This is a genomic window from Stieleria neptunia, assembly GCF_007754155.1.
Taxonomy (GTDB): domain Bacteria; phylum Planctomycetota; class Planctomycetia; order Pirellulales; family Pirellulaceae; genus Stieleria; species Stieleria neptunia.
The window spans coordinates 5,900,205-5,921,076 of record NZ_CP037423.1 but is presented as its reverse complement, the minus strand read 5'-3'; the positions used below and the strand labels follow the sequence as shown (position 1 = coordinate 5,921,076).

The following is a 20,872-nucleotide window of genomic DNA, read 5'->3' as shown; positions in this document are numbered from 1 at the left end:
AAATGCACGGCGGAACGAAAGCCCCGATTCAAATTCGCTTCAGAAAATTCAATCCGAATCGACCGTAGTCTTGGCCGTCCACGTCTCCGTCGTCGTCTGAATCGAAACGAGGGTCGTAGCCATCTTCGGAAGCCGATTTTAGAAAACTCAGGCCAAATCGTCCGTAGTCTTGGCCATCGACATCGCGGTCGCCGTCGCTGTCACCGAACAGGCGAAAGAATTCGTCGACGTAGCGGCCGCCGGGTGTGCCATCGAAGTCTCCGTCGAAGCTATTGCCCGCGGCATCTCGCACATAGCCATCGCGGATCGCAAGCCGATAGATCCCGTCCAACAGCGAACCGGAGGCGTCGACCAAGGGCCCCTGGAACCCGATGGTTGCCCGCGTTCCCTCCGGCAACACTTCGATTTGTGATGTAATCGAAACGCCCATGCCGTCGAGCGTCTGGACTTCAAAGGCACCTTCATCAATCGTGACGGGCGAGTCAAACGTGACGCTGACCGATCGGACGATACTGTGTTGTCCGCCATCGGTCACCACCGGGCCAGACGTTGGAGCGGTGTTGTCAACGAAAAACTTTTCGTTGATCTCGGGGGACGCCTCACTGAGTGGGTTCCCGAGAACGTCCTGGATGTCGTGCGTCTCGGAGAGGTCAATCCCGACGATGCCGTCGAAATCGGGAAGGTCACCACCCGACACCGTCAGTTCGAATACGATTTCTCCGGTGCTTTGTACGGAGCTGACGTTTGTCACAAGCGCCGTCGATCCCCCAACGACGACGAAGTCCGAAGCGTCGACCTGGCCGACTTGTTCACTAAACTCGAGTCGGAATTGCAGTGAATCGGCATGGGTCGATTCGTTCAACGGGGCGTGTCGGACGACGCGGTTCAAATCGGGGGCTCCGGGAGTCCGATCAACGATCTGAAAGAACGCGCGGTAGTCGCCGCCAGGACGACCATCCCCCGAAGCGACGTCCGCATAGATAGCCCAGTCACCTGATCCGGCAACGTTTGAATCTAAGAACTCGCCGTCAAGCTGTTCCCCCGCTGTATCGAGAATCCCCGTGGCGTCCCCGTCCAATTCGACCAAATAAAAACCTTCGGGGAGAGGTGCTGCCGGACGAAACACCGCCGTCAACGTCTGCGGCTGCCACTCAATCGCCCCGTCGGACTCGACCAGGAATTGGTCATCCGATTCGAAAAAGCTAGCATCCAAGGAATAGCGAATGCGAAAGTTGTCGGTCGTCAGTGTGTCGGGATCGACGGGATGACTAAAACGCATCTCGATCTGCTGCAACGAGCCGAGCTGGTGAGCCGTGCCGGGTTGGAAATTTGCGTCGGTGACGGACACACCGAAAGGCGTCACGGTTGGCTGAACCGTCAGCGTCTCGTCCAATTCAATCGGCTTTCCTGATTCGTCGACCAGTTCTGCAGACAAACGATAGGATCCGGGTTTCAGATACCCTCGCGACATCAACCGGAGGTGCCCCGGTGACTCGACGTGCGAGTAGTCGCGTTGATAGAAGGCGTCCAACGGCACGGTGTAATCGTCTGCCGTGCCGAACACCTGGTCGGTTCCAGAATACGTCAGAACTGCGTCACGTTCATGCGTCAGGGGGATATCCAGGTGTTCGTTGAACTGCAGGTGAATCACGTGGGTATCGTATTCCGTTTCCACGACGTCAACGCTGTCCAGGTTTGCGGCCGTGGTGTCCGTTCGATCGATGGTAAACAAATACCGCAGCGCGCCGCCGGCCGTGCCGTCACCGCTGATCGATGGAAAACGAAGTCCGGCCGACTCTCCATCGAGCGCGTTGCCGAGCGGGTCGGTCAATCCGTCGAGGGACACGGTATACTCATCGAGGGGGAGCAGTTGGTCGGCCGTCCAAATGAGGATCTTGTTGACGGGATCAAAAGTTGCTTGCCCGGAACGCAGGCCCGAATGCTCACCAACAACACGAATGTTCTGCGGCGTCATCGATTCGGGATCAATCGCATCATTGAGCCAGAAAATCAACTGTCGCGTTTGATCGATGACGTCATCTTGTTCTGGATAGGCCCTCAACACGCGCGGCCCCGCATCGTCAAACGCTGATTGGGGCGTCACTTTCAAGCGATATTTTCCCTGCGATTGGTGCTCCCCGAAAACCTCCAAGGTATAGCGACCGGAGACGTTGAAGTGGTGCATCAGGCTCGGGTCGAGCGAGGCGATCCCGCTGCCGGAGTCGATGGCCTGCGAGTTCTCCGCGATCACCACACCTTGCTCGTTCTTGAGAACAAGTCCGGCGTCGAGTGGGTATTGATACTCGGCAGCGTCGATATCAAACAGAAAAGTCTCACCCGCCTCCGCTTGCAAGAGGAATTGATCGACTTGCTGCGGAGCGTCGATCGAAGCGTGGATGACGGCTCGATCGTTGCGTGGATCGTTCGCCGCAGAAGTCAGCAGCCGAACTGAATCGCCTTCGGACTCCGCGATCCAAAGATCGTCCGCCCCGTCGCCATCGGCGTCTTCCACCAGAAATCCGGCTTCATACAGTCCCCCGGGATCGAATTGGATGGCCCGACTGAAACGCCCTTCACCATCATTCAGGTGCACTTCCACGATCGAATGGTCACGAACGGGAACGGCGACGTCGTCGTGACCATCCCCGTTGAAGTCACCGGTTTCGAGCATAAAGGACCCGTCGCTTCCGGGAATGGATTCATGCAGGCTAAGATCGCCATTCTCGTCGGCGAGAAACAAATCGATGGATCCCGTCGTCCGGCTGATGCTGGCGACGTCCGGGAAACGATCGTTGTTCAGGTTCAGCGCGACGACATCTTGGGAATCCGACGGCACGACGAATCGTTTTCCGGACTCGAACGTTCCATCGCCGCGTCCCAGTAGAACCGTGACGGCGGCCCCCAAAGCGTCACTGACCAACAGGTCGACGTTGCCGTCATCGTTGACATCAGAGATCTCGATTCCGTTTGATCGGCGACCGCCCGTCGCGAGCGTCTCGCCGGACGTGAACGTGCCATCGCCGTTGCCGATCAGAAGGGTGACGCTGGCCCCAAAATAGTTGACCACCGCCAAGTCGGGATTGCCGTCGCCGTTGAAGTCCGCACTGCGTATCGAGTTCGGCCGATTCCCCGCGGGAAGACTGCCCCCATCGACAAACTGACCAGTCTCGCTGCCCAGAAAAATCGAAACGCTGCCGACGGTTTCGTATCGGGAGTGGGCGAGGTCGTCGATTCCGTCGTGGTTGAAGTCGGCAGCCACCAGCGTGTCGGCAAACGTGGCATCGGGGCCGACATTGAGTTGGGCGGTCTGAGTGAACGATCCATCCGGCGCCGCAAACAACACGCTGACCGTTCCGTCGCCGCTGTTGGCCGTCGCCAAGTCCCGAAAGCCGTTGCCATCGAAGTCGCCTTTGACGATCGAGTGCGGCTGCCGACCAACTTCCACCGGAGGGTGCTCGTCCACTTCGTACTTCATCTCGTCGATCAAGCGATTCAAGTCGACCGCGGAATCGTCGCCGATTTCGTGCCGATGTTGCGCCCCCGACTGGAGCACCCAATCCGCCTGATCAGCATGGTTGTAGATCACCTCCGTTGCGACCGGCCCGATGTTGAATCCGAACGCCGTTCCCGGATACAACCCTTTTCCAAAGTTCGCCCAAGTCACTTGCTGAAGAGGATCCCGCACGTGATTGAGCGACATCGCATGGCCGACTTCGTGATAGATGTTGCCGGTCGGAAAGCCACGCACCGAATCGGCAAGCGAAGAACCTTCTGCCGTTCGGAATCCACGTTGACCATTTCCAGAATGTCCGGATCCCTCAAAGCCTCCGGTTCCATGCGAGATGTAGCTGTCACCTTCAGCCGGTAGCACGGTGGTCACATCGACATCGTGGCGATCATAGATGGCCTCAAAACCGCCGATCAGAAATGGAATATTTTGAGGATCCTCGAACGCCGTATCGAACGAACGCCCACGGTGCTCCGCCAACTGTTGATCGAAGTCGAAAAAGAAGAGCGGGACGTCGCGTTGGTCGGCAAACATCCCAATCGTCGAACCGCTGACCGCATACGCACCGAGCCCCAATTCGGACGTGGCTTCGATCAGTAGAAAGTAGCGACCGGGCGTCGAAAGTGCCGGTAGAAGTTGGTGGTCAAAACGATGTTGATCGGCGTACGCGAGCAACTGACCGTACCCATTGAGCAGCGTCAGACGTCGACCGGCAAGCGCCATGTGGTCATTGGAATTGCTACGAAAATCAAAGCGAAACGTCTCCAATCCACGCCCCTCTAACGCAATCACATCGACGTCACCGACCGCTTCCAAAACCGATGCCCTGGTGGTGACCGCTTCGGTGACGTGCCAGACACTCCCATGATCTTGGAGTTCATCCCCATGCTCCGGCTCAACCAAGGCGTCTGCGTAAAACGAGAGCGACGCGGCGTAAGGAAGGGGAGTGGTGGCGGAACCTGGCGTTTTAAACGTCAGGGAATACTGTCCGCTTTGTTGGACCGAATGCACCAATCCCAAGCCGTTGGTGTCCGCAGCGACGAGTGTTCCGTCGGGATTGTGGAGCGAAACTTCCGGCACGGCACCGGGTGGATCAAGGGGATCGTTGGCGAGATCCAGGATCAGTGTTTGGCCGGCGGAAGCTTGAACGGAAAACACGTCGAGATCCGCGGAGTTATCCAGTTCGCCCCGAAGCATCGTCGGTGCGGCGACCTCCGTGGCCTGACTCACCGACTCGTTTGGCTCGATTTCGTCGCGTCCACGAAACGGATCGATGGTCACGCTGATTGCGTAATCCGTGCTCGGTAAGTTGAACCGATTCCCCGCATGAACACGCAAAAAGTAGTCGCCGGATTTCGGAGCGACAAAAATGCTTTGAAACAGATCCGTCGACTCGATCACGACGCTGCCCGAGGCATTGAGCAGATCGAATGCGGTAAAAGGCTGGCGGTCCCCGGCTGCACTATCAGAATATCGCGGGTCGATGATCATCGAATCGCCGTGCTGCAGCGATGTGCGAAAGAAATCGCTGTCGGCGGGTGTCGAAAAGGACCCGCTCAAAATTTGTGATCCGGAAAACACATCGGCCGTGGCCATGTCGTCATTCGGTTCCGACTCCACCACATTGCCGGCGAGCATCCAGCGCCGCTCAAGCGTCTCGGCCATCAACCGCCGCAGCGGTCGTCCACCCGTTGTGCGATGTCGCCCCATTTTTCCGCCTTGCATCTTCACACTCGTCCATCTGGATCAGAAAGCCCGCGACCGCCCCGACGCGAGCCAATTCCCCGGTGGAGAGCCCGATGCGGTCCAACGACCCGCTAAACTTTAGACAATGACGCTACGGACTCAAGCACCTGGGGGGATCGATCCGCGTAATCCGGGATTTCTAAGTGGCCAAATGCGGCGCTGTGAAGGGACGCCGCGGTACCTGCAGCCCGCTTGCGACGGCGCCGCGTTGGAGGATCCGACGCGTGACGTGCTGAATGTAGCAAGACATTGGGCGGCAGAATGCCTGGAAGGCACGACAAAATGTCTTAGGCGACTCGTCGGCGTCGCGAATTTGATTTCCCCTGGTCTTGCCGGTCGGTTGCGATGTGATGCAGTTCACCACGGCGGATGGCGACTTCCTGCGGAGCGTCGATCCCGACCGAAACACGATTCCCCTTGATCGCAGTGATCGTCAGCACGATCTCGTCACCGATTTGAATGCGCTCGTTCTCTTTCCGTGATAACACCAGCATGATTCGTCTCCTCGATGGTTCTGACGTTGAGTCTGCCTACAGCGTCATCGCTGTCGCGTGCTGACTTTCACGGTTGCAACCTTTGTGCCAATCAAGCAGTCGTCAGCAGGCATCTTACTCCGACACTCCGTCTTCATTAGGGTCCGACAGGAGAACGCGGTGCAGGCCGCATGCGTCGCAGGCCTACGCCTCTTCTTGGCTGAAACGATAACACCAACGGTCCCCGCAGGGCTCCAAATCGTACAAGGCGTAGCTGCTCGGGCGGCCCATCGGTTCGACCAGCTCGCTTTCGTCCACGATGTCGCCAAAACGAGCAATTCGCGATGCGCTAATGGGCAGCACCAGTGAAGGCGGCAGATGGTAAATGCGAGCGGGGTCCACGGCGTGTCGATAGCCGTCGAGCGGTCCACCGAGGAACTCGACCCATTCGTCGCCGTCAAGTAACTCCGTCTCAACCGTGGTAAACGCCTCGTACCAGTGCTCAATCCACTGGCCGGCCCGCGTCAGAACATGACCCAAGAAATCCATCGAAGTGACCTCCGCAATGCGAGAACAGCCTGACTCCGTCGTTAAAAGCATTTTACGTGCCACGCAACCGACTTGCCAGCTTTCGATGACAAATTGTCGCCATCGTGCCAATTTGTCGTCTGCCAGCGGCAACCGTCAATCGCATCTCAATCGTTGACACATGTCGTTGCGATTTGTTCACGATCGTCCAAACCGCCGGTGGCACTTTCGCCCGAAATCATCCCCGAATCATCATTTTCACGATCTGTTCAGCGGATAACGAGTGTTTTGGTCACGCGATTTGCAACGCTGTCGTTTTCCGTTGTTCGGCTCAGACATGCCTGTGACCGGCACCGGGACTGCCATTGCCCACCCCCAAACCGAAGGAGACATCACATGAATGGTTTCATCATCATCGAAGTCGACGACGGATTCACCATTGCCGAAATCCCCGAGGGGGCCACTCCGGAATCGGTCGCCATGCAACGCGGCGGCGTCCTGGTCGAGGGCGGGCCCTACAAGTCGTTCGAGGAAGCATCCGACGTGCTGGCAACCCTGCCGAACCCCTATGAATCGAAACGGATGTAGGACGCGAGTTCGCGCCCAATGCCTTTTGTTAGCGGTAGGGCGCGAGCCCTCCGGTCTTTCACGCGGAAACCGGACGGCTGGCGGGCTGTCGATTTAGTCGGGATCTACTGAGTCAATGGTGAGCCGCTGGCCGTCAGGCCTCGGGCAGCGTCGCAGTGCCCGGCCGCTTACGCGTCGCGGCTCACAAAATCGACAGCCCGCTCGCGACGTTCCGCTAAGGACCGTCGGAAGAATAGGTGGGATAGGCTTCCAGCCTGTCATGGCGAAAACGCTAGGCTGGAAGCCTATCCCACAATCAATCCCCGCCACTTATTCTTCCGACGGTCTTAACACGTTAAGAGCCAAAGTAGATGGCAGTGGGCGTACGGCCCAATTGCAAACTCGCACGAAAAATGCTGCGCGATCGCCTCTTGACCGACGATAAGAACGTGTGATGATTGATCGTGATACGTTCTCTCCGTAGCCAACCATCCATGCGAACTCGCCGACTCAGCCGCCGTTTCAACTTGCGTCAGACGCTTGTCTGGGCGTGCGTTGTCGGCTTTGGTTTCGGCATCGTTGCTTCGCCCTCCGCCGCGCTACTCGATCACGGAGACCAGCCGACCCGACTGGTTGGCACCGTTCTCGGTCAGGCCGCGTTGCCGGGTGAGACGATCGGTCGATCCGATCGAGAGGGGACGAAACCTGGGCAACCCAATGCGGCGTGTTTCCTCGCTCCGCATCGTAGCGTTGACAGATTGCCGCTCGGGGACGGTTCGTTCTTGCGATCCGGCAAGGGCTGGCGTGGACAAACTTCGCTCACCGCGCTCGGGGTTCGCTTGCAGATTTAGACGCGGGACGATTTTTCGTTGTCCCTGATGCTTTCTGCAAACTAAACCCGTCTCAGATTCGGCTGCCGGCTTGAACCGCGCAACCGGTCTGCCTGGAGATCGTTATGTCCAAATCCAACACACTCTCGCACGCCATCACCTCAGCCATCCGTGCTGCCCATCAACCTGACTCCGCCGCCGCACTGCCCCAGGGCGTCAGACTGCCAAGCCCCATTTTCAACCAGATCCGCAGCGGCGATTACACTGCTGCCTACCACTCATTGCGAACGCTTCCCCCCAATCACCTCCATCGCAGTTGTTTGGGCGTCTGCGCCTTGCGGATCGGTAAAACCGACGAAGCCATCCAGATCTTTCGCGGCCTTTCACTCAGCCCCGGTACGACGATGGTACGAAGTGACGCCGATGACGTGCTGCTGATCAACTATGCGACTGCACTGCTGTTGGGGAATCTGCCCAGCGGAGCGCTCGACGTGTTGGGGGAAATAAAAGACCGCGACGCGCCGGCGGCCGTTCAAGTCCGGTCGGCCATCAACCAGTGGGCGAGCGGCCTTTCATTCTGGCGACGATGGGACTGGAAGCTCAATCACATCGAACCGCCGAATTGCGTGGTACCGATTGACTTCGCCCCCGGCATCTTCCCGCTCGCGGTCCCGCCATCGCCCCCGCGCCCGGTGGCAGGAACCTCTTCGGCACCGCACGCTCAGGACCAGATCACCTTGAGCGATCGTTAGAAAGTTGGGCGACCACGTCGTCCGGTGCCATCCACCGAACCTGCCGGCAACATCCGATTGCATTGGGTGGGTGGCACAATTCTCTCTGGGTGGCACAATTCTCTCTGAATCGCAATCGGCATGGCTAGGGCCCTTCTTTGGCTGTTTGCGTACATTGAGCGAGAAGTTCAGCACCAATTCTAATGTGCATCTCTCCATTCGACGTTTGACAAGTGCTTATCCAGGCATTGCGAACCCGGATCAAACGCATGTTCAAATCTCGCCGATCAAGGTAGGTATGGTTCTTCTCGACATGCTTCGTGAACTCGTCCTCAAATCCGTTGCTTTCGTACTTTGCGTCCCATTGACGGCGACAGCTCTCCACGTCATCAAAAACAGTAACCACGATATCCAAGAAATCCCTTGGTGAAGTCTTGGTGCCCCCCTTCCAATTCGCGATGCCACGAATCCCAACGTTGCGATAGATAACGGCAAGTGACCTAGCGATCTTTCGATGTTCCGGCGTTAACGCATCTAAGTCCTCAACGTCATCAACAATCACGAAGGTCGACACCTCCCAACCCTCGTCCAGCTGGACGTTGGGGAATCGCATGGTCGAAGGCTTCGCCGCAATTAAAGAGTCGGTTTCCATGCAGGCCATCGTAACGTCATTTTGTGCCCCCCACCAACTCTGCCAATCGTTGCCGATTCCCTAGAAGTTTCGCTTCACTCGCTTTTACTTCTTTGCAGCGGTTTTCTCGAGTGCCGCGCGGACAGCGTTGCCGATTTTTTCACCTGTCAAGTCACGGGCCAGGACTCGGCCATCGGGGCCGATCAGCCAAATCGACGGGACGCTTTGCACTCCAAAATCCTGCGTGGTCGTCTCGGTGTCGTGCCACGCGCCGAGGTAGCCATGGGGATACGGCACCGGACGCTTTTGAAGAAATCTCGACGGCAGATCGATGGAGCTGTCGACGCTCAGACCAATGATTTCAAGCTGATCGCCACCAAACTCTTCGTAAACTTTGGCGAGGTTTGGTATTTCGGCGATGCATGGGCCGCACCATGTGGCCCAGAAATCGACGACCAGATACCGTCCCAGAAAATCCGTCGATTTGATTTCGCCGCCATCGTATCGTTTGGCCGTCCAAGACGGTGCAACATCGCCGGGCATCACCACGTTCTGCAGTTTCAATTCCATCTTGCCGACGCGAATGGATTGGCGTTCTTCGCTCAGAACAATTTGCTTGAACGCTGATCCCCATGATTGGCTTGCAACCTCTTTGCCTTTCGCGGCAAGATGGGGAATCACCGGGATCACATTGTAGCGGCCCAGCTCCAGTCCTTTCACGACGAAACGGCCGTCCGCCGCGACGGGAAACGTCCACACGGGCCGGCTCTCATAGGCTTCTCGCTTCTTGCGTTGATACTCGTCGTAGGCGTCCGTCTTTTCGAATTCAGCAAACCACGCTTTCCGTTCTTCGTTGGACATCTCGCGATAATTCTCGGGCCGCTTCAGCCGTGGCCCCCGATACATTCCTTCAACGACAACCATCGCTTTTTCGAGTGACAGCTCTCCGCCGCGAAACCAATCAGGAATTTCAGCAGGCAAAGCCACTTGGCCGGTGATCGTGCCGACCGTCTCAGCTTGTTCGGACTGGGCCTCGACCTCGTCATTTGCCATGCCTCTTCCGATCGCACCAAGCAATGCCACCGACACCGCAAAAACTAGAAACGTTTTGAAGAATCGCATGGCGTCTTTCTCAAATTCGGATGGGCAGGGTGCGGATTGCTTTTTGTCAGCAGAATGATCAGCGTCAACCAATCGCCGCTGCAGTGCTCGCAGATCAAGCCAGAATCGTTGCCCGATTGAGTCAACGGTCTGCAGGGATCGTTTTACCACGCGGACGCCCTGCGGCCAGTGGACCAAAGAAACTGGCGACAGCCACGTGGCGATCATGACCACATCAAACAACCGCGCCGAAGCGTCGTCTTCATCCCGGAGGGATTGCAGCGAGTAGCCGGAGGTCAGCGCAGCGCCACCTCCGGACCACACCCCCGATCCTCCATCGACCCCGGACGGCAACGCTGTGATGCATTTTCCCCATGTGTTTCTTGACGTTTTAGCGGCAGGGCGCGAGCCCTCCGGTTCTTCATCTCTGCCACAACACCGGAGGGCTCGCGCCCTACCGCTAAAAAATGCTTCACAGCGTTGCCCGGACGGGGTCGCAGCGATCTCCGGCATGCCGCCAAAGACGGAAAAGAGTCCAGCCCCTTCTCGTCTCACATGGCTATTTGGCGTCTTTTTCATCGGCAAACACGCTGCGACTGGCCTTGGTGCCCCAAGTGCGGTCGTTATGATCGGCAGACAATCCAGGCGCGATCGTTAGCCAACGCCATTGGCCATCGTGAACCATCCGAGCGACCATCACAATCTGGCCGACGTGATAGGTTAGATGAGTGACGGAACGAGTCAGTGCTTGCGCGACTGTATGCGGTTCACCCCTGATGTGTATCGTCTGACCGACGTTTTCGGCGTCGATTGAGTCGACGGCGTTGACCAGCGCCGACCATCCGCGATCAAAGTACTCCAGCAGCGACTGCCGGTCGCCATCCCAATCAAGAAACTCGGCATCACGATCGCGGTCGGGCTTTTCGCCGTCGGTTGTCAAAAAATCTGTCCAACGGCTGTGGAGATTACCTCCGAGGTGGCGCAGGAGGATTGCGACTGAGTTCGCGTCCATCGCAGGACGCGAGTGGAGTTCTGCATCAGTCAGTTGCGCGATGGTGGCGTCAATCATGCGTCGGTAGGACGCTACCGTCTCACGCATCGCATCAAGCCACGTCGTTGAGCCGAAATTTTCCATCTTGAACCTAATCACTTGTTGACGACCTGGTTGCCCAGGATCGGGGTCTTCTCTGCCGCTTTATCTCGGCTGGATCATCGCCTAAGCAACGAGCGGAAATTAAGTGCGATAGGCTTCCAGCCTGCCGATGCTGAAATGACAGGCTGGAAGCCTATCCCACTTTGAAAGATCCGAAACTTATGTACCGCTCGTTGCTAAAACACTTCGCCGACCAATTCGTTTTGATTGCGCGTTCCCAAGGCTCCCCACAAACCGAAGGGGCTGGGGCTGCCCGGGGACAATGCGTCTTGTCCGTTCAATGTCACGCTTCCTTTCGCTGCTCCCGCTTCGATCGAATCGGTGAGGAAGACGACACTGCCGTCGCCCATCGCCACGTGGCCTCCGCCCTGGTGACGACTGCTGACGGTTAACGTTCCGATCGTCGTCGAATCGCCTCCGAAACAAAGTTGCGTGTTCGGCGGCAGCGTCGTGTTGAACCCGGACATCAACGGCATCGCGTCGGCCCAACGATAACCTCGTCCCTGGCCACGAATGGACGACAATTGAACCGACCCGCGTGCGTTCCAAAAACGGGGACGCTCCGGATCGATCTGGCTGCGACAGATTTGGATATCATCCAATACCCCACCGCCCCAACCGTTTTGAATGGAGGGAACCGTGCGAATGTCTTTGTCACCAAGATCGGTCGCGATCTCTCCGATCATGATCGTCGTCGACAGTCCGTCGGTCACGTCGTCAAACGACGTCACCATTCTGGGGACAAACATCCCGCGGCCGGTGGCCCGCATCTGTGCCTCGCCGCTGGGCGACCATTGGGAGTCCTGATAGCGCCACAGCCCCTCGTCTAAACCTTCGATCGCGTCGCCCAAGCAGGCCGCATAATTGGTTCGTCCAAGCGCGGGTGATCCGATGCCGGGATCCGACGGGCAACGATAGGTCGGGACCTCATCATCCCAAGGTCCATAGGATTGCATCGATGGCACGGGGCCCATGCTCGGATAGCGATGCTGTGGATCGCTCAATTCGTCGACGTCCATCATCATGTCATCGAACTCCTCTTCGCCGAGCACGTCGCTGCCGGGCACCGGGCCGACCCATTCGTCGCTGATGGACTTCCAAACCGACGTCTTTCCCAGAAACGGCGTGATCGACACCAGAAAACTCAGCCGAAACTGGTTCGTCGCTGCCGGATCATTGGCGTTGTTGAAGGTCCCGGTCCCGTGCGGCGGAAGGATGGTGAACGCATCATGGTACTGGGCGACACCCAAAGCCACCTGCTGCAAGTTATTGCTGCAGCTCATCCGCCGAGCCGCCTCGCGGGATGCCTGGACCGCGGGCAACAACAGTCCCACCAAAATTCCGATGACCCCAACAACAACGAGCAACTCCAGCAACGTGAATCCGTTATGATACCGGCGGTGGTTCATGGTCTTTTCCAGTGGGTTGAAAACCATAGCTTAACAATCTCCCGCATCACGCGTGCATCGTGACGCGAGCTTTTCGGAAATAGGAATGCAGGTTTCTTTCTCACGATCGCGGCGATCCTCCACCGATCCAGACTTCGCGATCGCGATGGTCAACGAATGCTTGACCGCGGCGTTGGATCGTGGCGCCAGTGACGTGCACCTTCAACCGCGATCCGGTCGATGGGAAGTCTCGTTCCGCCTCAACGGCGTCTTGCAACCATTTGATTCCTACGACTTCAGCGACCACAGCGACCCGGTTTCCCGTCTGATGGCCTTGTCGGGATTGCCGTCGTATCGCGGTGGCGTCCCACAGGAAGGCCCGCTTCGCTGGCGCGACGCAAGCGGCAATGAACATGAAATGCGGCTGGGCATTTTCCCCACGGTGCACGGCAATCGCGCCGCGATCCGAATCATGGCAGACCGCGAATCCGTCCGCCATTTGGATCAGCTCGGGTTCGATGCCGCCACCCAAGAACAACTGCGATCGGTCTGCGATTCACGCGACGGATGGCTGCTCGTCGCGGGGCCCGCCGGCAGCGGCAAGACCACGACACTTTATGCTTGTCTCCGCTACATCGCCGGCAGCGGATTCCAGCGCAGCGTTCTGACGATCGAAGATCCGATCGAGTCGGTGATCGATTCGATCAGCCAAAGTCAATTGCAGCCCACCAGCGGCATGACGCTGGCATCGGCACTACGGGCGGCGGTTCGACAAGATGCGGAAGTTTTGCTGGTCAGCGAAATTCGCGACGTTGAGACCGCCGAAGCAGTCTTGGCGGCGTCGATGACGGGCCATCTGTGTTTCTCGTCCATCCATGCCGGTTCAATCGGTGTGACGCTACGTCGGCTGGTGCAAATGAAGTTGCCGAGTTACGCGATCCAAAGTGGACTGCAGGGCATCTTGTGCCAACGCTTGTTGCGGCGGCTCTGTTCAGCATGTGGATCCCAATCCAACTCATCCGCGAATCCGGATTGTGATGGGTGTCACGGCACGGGATACCAAGGACGCATTCCGATCTCGCAGATCCTCGCGTTTGATGGTTCGTCCGCCGGCCAAGCGGTGTTCGACGGTTTGGACCAGGGACGGTCCGCCATGGAAATCGACGCGATCGCCACGCGAGCAGGGATCAAATCGCTGCACGACCAGGCGGCGCGACTGGTCGACGAAGGCCGCACGGATCCGGGCGAAGTGTTTCGCGTGCTGGGGCGACGACCATGATGTCAGCGGACACACCGAAGATCAACTTGGACGACGACTCGCTCGTGATGCTACTGAGCGAAGTGTCCGCGATGGCGGCGTCCGGTCGCCCCTTGATTTCGGGACTTGCCGACTTGGACGACGCATCGATGGGAAAGATCGGGCGGGCGGCCAGGGCGGTTCGATCCGGCATCGACCGGGGCCAGCCGGCGTCGGAATCGATTGCGTCCTTGTCGCGCGTCTACCAAGCGCCCCTGCGAGTTGCGATGGAAGTCATGGCGCGCACCGGGTCCACGGTACCGATCGACGAAGCCGGACGGTTGATTCGCCAATCCAATCAGTCGCGGCGTCGGATACGTATCGCGTCGATCAACCCGGTGCTGAACGTCATCGTCGCTGCGGCGGTTCTGTTTTTCGTCATGCCCTGGATCCTCGTGTCGCTGTCCGAATCGCAACTGATTCGCCCGGCTTTCGCGCCGTCGATCACGGAGATCTGCCAGGCCTTCGCCCAAGACTTTTTGCTGGCTGCCATCGCGACCCTAATCGTCGTCGGCTTGTTCTCGTTGGTGTTGTATTGGGGCTTTTCTCGCTCCCGCCGTGGCAACGGGCTTGATCGCGACCACGCCACGTTCTGTCGCTGGTTGGCGATTCAGATCAGCCCACCCGATCGACAGGCTGCGACGAACGCGAGTGACCTGGAACTGGGCCGATTGATCGGCTCGGCCGCCGAGGTCGCCGGCCCTGCGTTTGCTGCTTCGTGGGCCGGCGTGATCGAGAAAATACACGGCGGTACAACTTCGGAATCCTCGTTGGCCATGCCGCCCGACACGCCCGGCCCGGTCAGGCGATGTGTGGCCGATTTGGTCTGCGGAAACCGTGAAGGGGAGAGCATCACGCTGGATCTGCAGCGTTTGAGCGATCTCTACACGCAAAAGTCTCTGCGTCACCAAACGTGGTGGACCGAGATGCTGCCGCGCCTGGTGACGGGGGCCCTGATGATCGGAATGATGGTGATCTTACTGCGAGCCATCGTGATGCCGCTGTTGGATATCGTCGGTGAGGTGGTGCCATGAATCAATCGCATGCAAACGCTGAAAACAGTATTGCCATGACCGCCGAACTGGAACTTTGGCAATCGATTCGCGAGGACACACGCCGCCGCCTGACGCGCGTGGTTTCGATCGGGGTGTTGTATCTGTTGGCTGCCCTTGCGGTCGGAGCCTACTTGATCCTGACCATGGCCGAAGTCGCCAGTGACACCGTGGTGTTGCATTCTTGGAGACCGGAATTGATCGACGTGACGTGGATGAAGATGGCGGCATTGGGCTATGCCGTCGTAGCGTTCATCGCGATCGTCGGCTACCTCGTGATCCTGATGATGATTCTCCAACGCCTGCCCGCGCTGTTGTGCTCGATCGCCGGGGCGATGCCATGGATCGGATCGACCATGAGGATGGTGGCGATGGGTGAGTGGTGTCAATCGATCTACCAATCGTTGCTGCGTTCACAGACCTATGGAGATGCGTTGCAACAAGCTTCGCAGGCGGTTGATCATGCAGGGCTGCGGCGTTGGTCAGCGATTTCATCCAAACGCATCGAGCTCGGTCATCCGCTGTCGGTGGTGCTGCAGTCGTCACCGATTCAAGACCAACCGTTGTCCGCGGTGGCGGTTTTGGCAGCCGAAACACTTGCCCCGGAACAAGCCGTCTTGATCTGGCATCGGGCGGCTTCGGAGTGTCACGTTTTGGCGCAATCGCGACTCGATCGCACGGCCGCCGTCCTTTCCATCAGCTTCCTCTTGGCGTCAGTCTTCGTCGCCTTTTTTGCACTCTTGTTGATGGGGTTGTCGATGCAGACGCAAATACGGGGATTGATGTATTGACGGACAGAATCCTTCAGATGATCGTCGCAATCGCGGTTCCGGCTGTTTTTGCGGTCGCCCTGCGCGGGGTCAAGCGACCGTTGATCCGTCGCTCGGCGCTTGAAATGCCTGTGCTGTTGATTGCGTTTCTGGACGTGACAGAATGGTTGCTGTGGATCGCGTGTCTGCTGGCGGTGTGCGTGGCGGCACCGCACCCGGTGACCTTGTTGCTGGTCGCACTGTTTGTCGTGTCGATCGCAGCGGCAAGTCGGTTGCGCTACCGTGAAGAGCAGCGTTCGCTCAACCGTTGGCTGCGGATGGCCGCCGACACCGGCGTCGCCCTGCCTGCGTTGCTGGACAACCTGGCCAACGGATGCCGCAGTCGGATCGCTCGCCAAGCCAAACGTTGTGCCAAACGCTTGCATCGCGGTCAAGCGTTAGCCGATGCGGCCCGTCGCGCCAGGCTTCCACTGGATGCCGATACCGTGGCGGCGACCCTGATTCACACCCACGAGACTTCGTCCGACGACCAATCGTTGCGATTGAATTCGATTCGTGACCCGCTTGCACCGGTTCACGTCCAGGATGAATCCTCTCGATCGATGACACTGACCGCTCAACAATTCACCTACGTCGTCGCCACAATGGTGCTGGCTTGGTTGTTCGGAATGCTGATCCGATCGCACCTGATCCCACTGTTTACCGAGCTCCACGATGCGATGCCCTTCTCAAGGATCGGTTCCCACGCCGCGCTCGAGACCGTCGCGTGGGTGGGAAACATCATCGTCAGCTTGCTGCTGGCTTGGCTGTTGCTCGCCGGAATCGTCCGTTGGCTGCCGCTGTGGATGGCGCGCTGCGTTCCCTGGTTCGGCAGAAAGGCCATCGATCAATGGCGCTGCGAAATCCTGCGGACACTCGAACGCGGGATGCGCGCCGGACTTGCCGAAACCCAGATTCTTCAATCTGCGGCCCAAACCACAGGCGTTCGCTGGATTCGTTCCCGTTGCCGTTCGGCTCAACGATTGCTCGATGCCGGAACGCCGCTGGCCCTGGCGATGCGTGGCGGCAAAATCGTCTCGGGCCGCGAGCAAGTTTGGTTGACCTGTGCAGCGAGCAACGGAAACCTGCCCGATGCGATCACGAAATTGGTCAGCGACGTGGGCCGCCGTCAAGCACACCGCTGGAGAATTCGTATGGCATGGTTCGTCCCGTTGGCGACGGTGTTGGTCGGCGTTTTTGTGCTGGCCCACACGATGTTTTTGTTTCACTTTTTGTACGGTCTGATCAGCGGGATGTCCGGCTGACTTCGATCAATCTCGCCGACGCGCGAGCGAGGGAATGTAATTCATGACTCGTCTTCATCGACAGAATCATCGACGCCGACATGGATTCATGTTGTTCGAGATACTCGTCGCCATGGCGTTTTTTGCGGCCGCCACCGCGATTGCGCTCAAAACGCATCAGGCCAGCATGGATTACGACCGCGCCGCGATGGATCAATTGCGTCAACAAATCGTGATGGAGAATCTTGCTGAGCGGTTGGCGAGTGTTCCCTACGCGGAGATTTCCACAACGGCCTCGAAGTTGCAAACCGATTCGGAAGCCGAATTCACGGTCGAACCGTTTGAATCAAACGCCAAACAAGGGTTGCACGTGACCATCAAGATTCAGGCCGGCGGTCGCCCTTTGTTGCATCATCTGTGGCGACTGGAGCCAACGTCATGAGCCGAAGCAATCCGAGCTGGATGCGTTCACGATCGAGGTTGGTACGTGCTAGGATGACCAATGGGTTCACGTTGATCGAGTTGCTGCTGGTCTTGACATTGACCGCCACGCTCTTGGGCGGTGTGATCGGTTTGCTGTCGATCGCCCGGCAAAGCAGCCAGCAAGCAGCGCAAAACCAATTTCACCGACAAGAGATCCGCCGATTTGCCGACGACATTCGCCGCGACGTTCACCATGCCGAACGCAGCGTGTTGAGTGATGGTGAACTTGTGCTGACCGCCGCGTCGCCCGACCGGACCACGACCTATCGGATCGAAGATGAATCCGTGGTCCGCCGCCGGGTGGTCGAATCAAATGACTCGGCTCAGTCGGTCGACAGTTACGCGTTCGGCAAGGACGCCAACGTTGACGTCCGATGGCTGGAGGAACTCCGTGCCGTTCGCTGGACCATCACGTCAAAACAACGTCCACAGCAACCCATTGAAATCCTCGCTTCGGAAAGGTCGACACGAGAATGAATCACCGCTCGTTACGAATCCGTCGCACCGGGTCGGTCGGCTTGATGCTGGTGTTGATGTTGGCCCTGCTGGTCGGCACCTTCGCCGTGTCGGTGGCGCGACGTGCGTCGAATGAACGTCACCACGTGCTGCATCACCAGTCGATCATGGCTCTGCAATCGGCGATCGAGGCGGTCGAACAATCCGGCCCAGATTCGGACGCAAAGGTCCGACTGCCCCTGGACCAGGACTCGAACCGTTGGATCATGGTGGAATCCATCGGTGGACCGGAAACGAAACGTCAGTACCAGGCAACGCTCTACCACAACGACCAGCCCAGCCTGTCCATCCAGCGACTTGCAAGGAGCGACTCATGATCCACCCATACGAGCCGTCAACCTCACTCACCCCTCTTGATCCTCCTTCGGTTGTTTCAACGATGCCTGCATCCCGTCGAGCGTTCACCTTGGTCGAGTTATTGGTCGTGATCGCGATCATCGGAATACTGGTGGGACTGGCCGCGCCCGCACTGCAAGCGATGCGTGAATCGTCTCGCCGGTCGCTTTGCCAATCGCGGTTGACGCCGATCGGGATGGCGATCCAAAGCTATCACGATCGTTGGCAACAGTTTCCCGTCGGTACCGTCGCCGACTCGGGGCCGGTTCAAAACGAACCGGTGGGGAACCATCACAACTGGTTGGGACGTCTGCTGGATTTACTCGACCAACCGGTGATCGCAGCCCAGATTGATCGGTCCATTAGCATTTACGACGAAGGAAACGCGGCGGTTTTGCAGCTGCAGTATCCGGGTGTGAAATGCCCGTCGGCTGGTCGCTACCCGGCCAATGCCAGCTGCTACGTAGGACTGCATCATCCGGCCGAAAAGGCGATCGACGAATCCGACCACGGTGCGTTCGTTTTGAATCTGGCGATCAGCCGAGACGACATCAGCGACGGCATGTCCAACACCGCGTTTGTCTCGGAAAAAATGCTGCGAGACGAGGACCTGGGTTGGCTCAGCGGCACCCGCGCCACACTTCGCAACGTCGGCGGCGGCATCCAAACCAGCGACGACATGTTCACGCCCTTGCCGCCATCGACTGTCGGATCGATTGGCAGCCATCATCCCGCCGGTGTGCACGTGCTGTTCGGATCAGGCCAAATCCGCTTCCAGACCGATCAAACGGATCAACGCGTCCTGGAGCAGATGGTCGACCGACGCGACGGCGGGCTGCCCCTGCACTTTCAATCGATCGAAGAACAACGCCGCCAAAGCGTCGAATGAATTCCATTCCACCGACCGGGTTGCGATACAGGGTCAAAAAAGTTCAACCCGCTGCTCCAGAATGAGAGTGCCGCTTCCAGCGGAACGCGTCAGCGAGCGGCGCGTGCCAATCGTCCCCCCCAATCCCCAGCCGACGATCCACATTCAAACTGAACTGAACCACCGTACACACCAGAGCATCAAACGATGGCCGACCCCCGGCGTACAACCGCAACCACACGCTGTCGAGCATCCGTTATCCTAGGCCAACGATCGGCAATCTCCGCGACGGCGGCGACGACAACCGAAACAACGGCAGTGTGAGTCTCATCGCAACGATGATCGCTAAGGGTTCGTTCATGGGAAGCATCGGCACCGACGGCATCTTCGACGATAGGGAGAACCTCGGCCACCGAGTCGCACGAGGCGACGGCACAATGTCGCGCATCCAGATCCAAACCGGCCGGCAAGCGATCGAGGACTCCCCCTCAGTCCCTGCGTCGACCACCCCCACCTACAACGACAAACTAGTCGCCCGTACCGCTCCCGACGGAATGCGTTACTACCATCGCACCCAACAGTACAGCATCAACGCACTGACCGATTCGAGCGGGACGATCAAGGAACGCTACGCCTACGACGCGTATGGCAACCTGTCGATCTTTGATGGCAGCGGAACTGCACGTACGACGACGGCCGAAGGCAACCGCTACGCGTACACCGGACGCGAGTGGGATGAAGAGCTGGAACTCTACCACTTCCGGGCTCGAATGTATGATCCGGTGTGTGGACGGTTTTGCGCGAAGGATCTTCTTGGATATGTTGATGGCCAAAATGCTTACGCGAATTATTTCGCAATCTTACGCGTCGACCCTACAGGCCTTTTGTCGCAAGATTTGGTTGGAATTGACGGGCAAGGAAACTTCATTTGGAAACGAACTCCCGAAAACACGTGCTACATCCGGACTGCAACTGGTGAAGTGGATGTTAGGTGTCCGATCACGCCTCCTTCCCATCCGAACAGGATTGACTACTTGGACGGGCTTCGTGGGATCTACAACGGGATTTCGAAGTTGCAAGCCGCATGCAAGAACTGTCAGTGCGATTGTACCGAAGCCGAATGCAACACGGACTCTATTTTGCTTGTAAAGGCATGGCTGTCGGCTTGGCAAGCAAACTTCAGCAGTGTACCGGACAGAAATCCTATCAGAGTTGGTGGTTGGTACTGCTACGACTGGGCACAGATATTCGAATCCGCCTTTGATCGAGTTGGTTCAAAGTGTTTCACAAAGGAGTTGCGTGCAAGTTCACAGGGCAAGCCGCCGAAAGTCTACATTCATGTTTGGCTCACTGTCACAGTAGGATCGACTAGTGCTTCCAATTGCCAAGTATCGCTTGATAACGGATTTGGGCTGATCGAAATGACATATTCGGGCGGGCAGCCAATTGCGCATCCATTTGACCCCGACAAAGAACTTTACTGGAGTACTTGCGATGAGGACCGAGTCTTACCGTTCCCTGTATGGTCAAGCACTTACTAAAGTCTTCGCGTGCCTAATCATTTACATCCTGGCGGCACCGCCGAATGCACCTGCAGAGACTCAGGCAGTC

Annotated in this window: 19 protein-coding genes; 12 read left to right on the top strand and 7 right to left on the bottom strand. The window is 58.0% G+C overall.

All coding sequences use genetic code 11. The features are described from left to right. Positions 1 to 28: 28 nt before the first annotated feature. The 3 genes from Enr13x_RS20580 to Enr13x_RS20570 form a co-directional block, all read right to left on the bottom strand. On the bottom strand, positions 29 to 5,218 hold the full coding sequence (locus Enr13x_RS20580; RefSeq protein WP_197455242.1) for an FG-GAP repeat domain-containing protein: 5,190 nt from the start codon (positions 5,216 to 5,218) through the stop codon (positions 29 to 31). Between the two features lie 323 nt (positions 5,219 to 5,541). Continuing rightward, positions 5,542 to 5,748 carry a carbon storage regulator gene (locus tag Enr13x_RS20575; RefSeq protein ID WP_145388801.1) on the bottom strand — a complete coding sequence of 69 codons (207 nt, stop codon included), beginning with the start codon at positions 5,746 to 5,748 and terminating at the stop codon, positions 5,542 to 5,544. Positions 5,749 to 5,931: 183 nt separating this feature from the next. Continuing rightward, a complete protein-coding gene (locus Enr13x_RS20570) occupies positions 5,932 to 6,276 on the bottom strand; it encodes a hypothetical protein (RefSeq protein WP_145388800.1) in 345 nt (114 codons plus the stop codon). Positions 6,277 to 6,651: 375 nt separating this feature from the next. Here Enr13x_RS20570 and Enr13x_RS20565 point away from each other — a divergent pair, with 375 nt between their 5' ends. From Enr13x_RS20565 to Enr13x_RS20555, 3 genes are all read left to right on the top strand, one after another. Next, complete coding sequence (locus Enr13x_RS20565; RefSeq protein WP_145388799.1) at positions 6,652 to 6,843, top strand: hypothetical protein; 192 nt, start codon at positions 6,652 to 6,654, stop codon at positions 6,841 to 6,843. A gap of 473 nt (positions 6,844 to 7,316) precedes the next feature. Continuing rightward, entirely contained in the window at positions 7,317 to 7,673 is a 357-nt protein-coding gene (locus Enr13x_RS20560; protein WP_145388798.1) for a hypothetical protein, read from the top strand. 104 nt (positions 7,674 to 7,777) lie between these two features. After that, a complete protein-coding gene (locus Enr13x_RS20555) occupies positions 7,778 to 8,404 on the top strand; it encodes a tetratricopeptide repeat protein (protein ID WP_145388797.1) in 627 nt (208 codons plus the stop codon). 124 nt (positions 8,405 to 8,528) lie between these two features. Here Enr13x_RS20555 and Enr13x_RS20550 read toward each other — a convergent pair whose 3' ends face one another. The 4 genes from Enr13x_RS20550 to Enr13x_RS20535 all read right to left on the bottom strand — a co-directional run bounded on the left by Enr13x_RS20550 (position 8,529) and on the right by Enr13x_RS20535 (position 12,677). Then, complete coding sequence (locus Enr13x_RS20550) at positions 8,529 to 9,035, bottom strand: hypothetical protein (RefSeq protein WP_145388796.1); 507 nt, start codon at positions 9,033 to 9,035, stop codon at positions 8,529 to 8,531. A gap of 84 nt (positions 9,036 to 9,119) precedes the next feature. After that, entirely contained in the window at positions 9,120 to 10,067 is a 948-nt protein-coding gene (locus Enr13x_RS38125) for a TlpA family protein disulfide reductase (RefSeq protein ID WP_197455241.1), read from the bottom strand. A gap of 607 nt (positions 10,068 to 10,674) precedes the next feature. Further along, positions 10,675 to 11,250 carry a DinB family protein gene (locus Enr13x_RS20540; RefSeq protein ID WP_145388794.1) on the bottom strand — a complete coding sequence of 192 codons (576 nt, stop codon included), beginning with the start codon at positions 11,248 to 11,250 and terminating at the stop codon, positions 10,675 to 10,677. A 194-nt stretch (positions 11,251 to 11,444) separates the two neighbouring features. Further along, the gene (locus Enr13x_RS20535) at positions 11,445 to 12,677 is read right to left on the bottom strand and encodes a DUF1559 domain-containing protein (protein WP_145388793.1); all 1,233 of its coding nucleotides are present in this window, start codon (positions 12,675 to 12,677) and stop codon (positions 11,445 to 11,447) included. A gap of 85 nt (positions 12,678 to 12,762) precedes the next feature. On the opposite strand from Enr13x_RS20535, the gene Enr13x_RS20530 reads away from it, so the two are divergent. From Enr13x_RS20530 to Enr13x_RS20490, 9 genes are all read left to right on the top strand, one after another. Next, complete coding sequence (locus Enr13x_RS20530) at positions 12,763 to 13,935, top strand: GspE/PulE family protein (RefSeq protein WP_145388792.1); 1,173 nt, start codon at positions 12,763 to 12,765, stop codon at positions 13,933 to 13,935. Next, a complete protein-coding gene (locus Enr13x_RS20525) occupies positions 13,932 to 14,987 on the top strand; it encodes a type II secretion system F family protein (RefSeq protein WP_145388791.1) in 1,056 nt (351 codons plus the stop codon). The genes Enr13x_RS20530 and Enr13x_RS20525 overlap by 4 nt, the downstream gene beginning before the upstream one ends. Beyond that, the gene (locus Enr13x_RS20520; protein WP_145388790.1) at positions 14,984 to 15,796 is read left to right on the top strand and encodes a hypothetical protein; all 813 of its coding nucleotides are present in this window, start codon (positions 14,984 to 14,986) and stop codon (positions 15,794 to 15,796) included. Before Enr13x_RS20525 ends, Enr13x_RS20520 begins: the two co-directional genes overlap by 4 nt. Before the next feature lie 17 nt (positions 15,797 to 15,813). Then, positions 15,814 to 17,079: a type II secretion system F family protein gene (locus tag Enr13x_RS20515; RefSeq protein ID WP_231743667.1), complete on the top strand. Its 1,266-nt coding sequence runs from the start codon at positions 15,814 to 15,816 to the stop codon at positions 17,077 to 17,079. A 43-nt stretch (positions 17,080 to 17,122) separates the two neighbouring features. Continuing rightward, positions 17,123 to 17,500 carry an acyltransferase gene (locus Enr13x_RS20510; RefSeq protein WP_145388789.1) on the top strand — a complete coding sequence of 126 codons (378 nt, stop codon included), beginning with the start codon at positions 17,123 to 17,125 and terminating at the stop codon, positions 17,498 to 17,500. Between the two features lie 53 nt (positions 17,501 to 17,553). Continuing rightward, positions 17,554 to 18,018, top strand: coding sequence for a prepilin-type N-terminal cleavage/methylation domain-containing protein (locus tag Enr13x_RS20505; protein ID WP_197455240.1), 465 nt, complete (start codon positions 17,554 to 17,556; stop codon positions 18,016 to 18,018). Next, on the top strand, positions 18,015 to 18,374 hold the full coding sequence (locus Enr13x_RS20500) for a hypothetical protein (protein ID WP_231743666.1): 360 nt from the start codon (positions 18,015 to 18,017) through the stop codon (positions 18,372 to 18,374). The genes Enr13x_RS20505 and Enr13x_RS20500 overlap by 4 nt, the downstream gene beginning before the upstream one ends. 62 nt (positions 18,375 to 18,436) lie before the next feature. Next, positions 18,437 to 19,282 (top strand): DUF1559 family PulG-like putative transporter, encoded by an 846-nt coding sequence (locus Enr13x_RS20495; protein WP_145388787.1) that lies wholly within the window; start codon positions 18,437 to 18,439, stop codon positions 19,280 to 19,282. Between the two features lie 338 nt (positions 19,283 to 19,620). Beyond that, positions 19,621 to 20,802, top strand: a complete 1,182-nt coding sequence (locus tag Enr13x_RS20490; RefSeq protein WP_231743665.1) for an RHS repeat-associated core domain-containing protein — start codon at positions 19,621 to 19,623, stop codon at positions 20,800 to 20,802. Positions 20,803 to 20,872 lie beyond the last annotated feature (70 nt).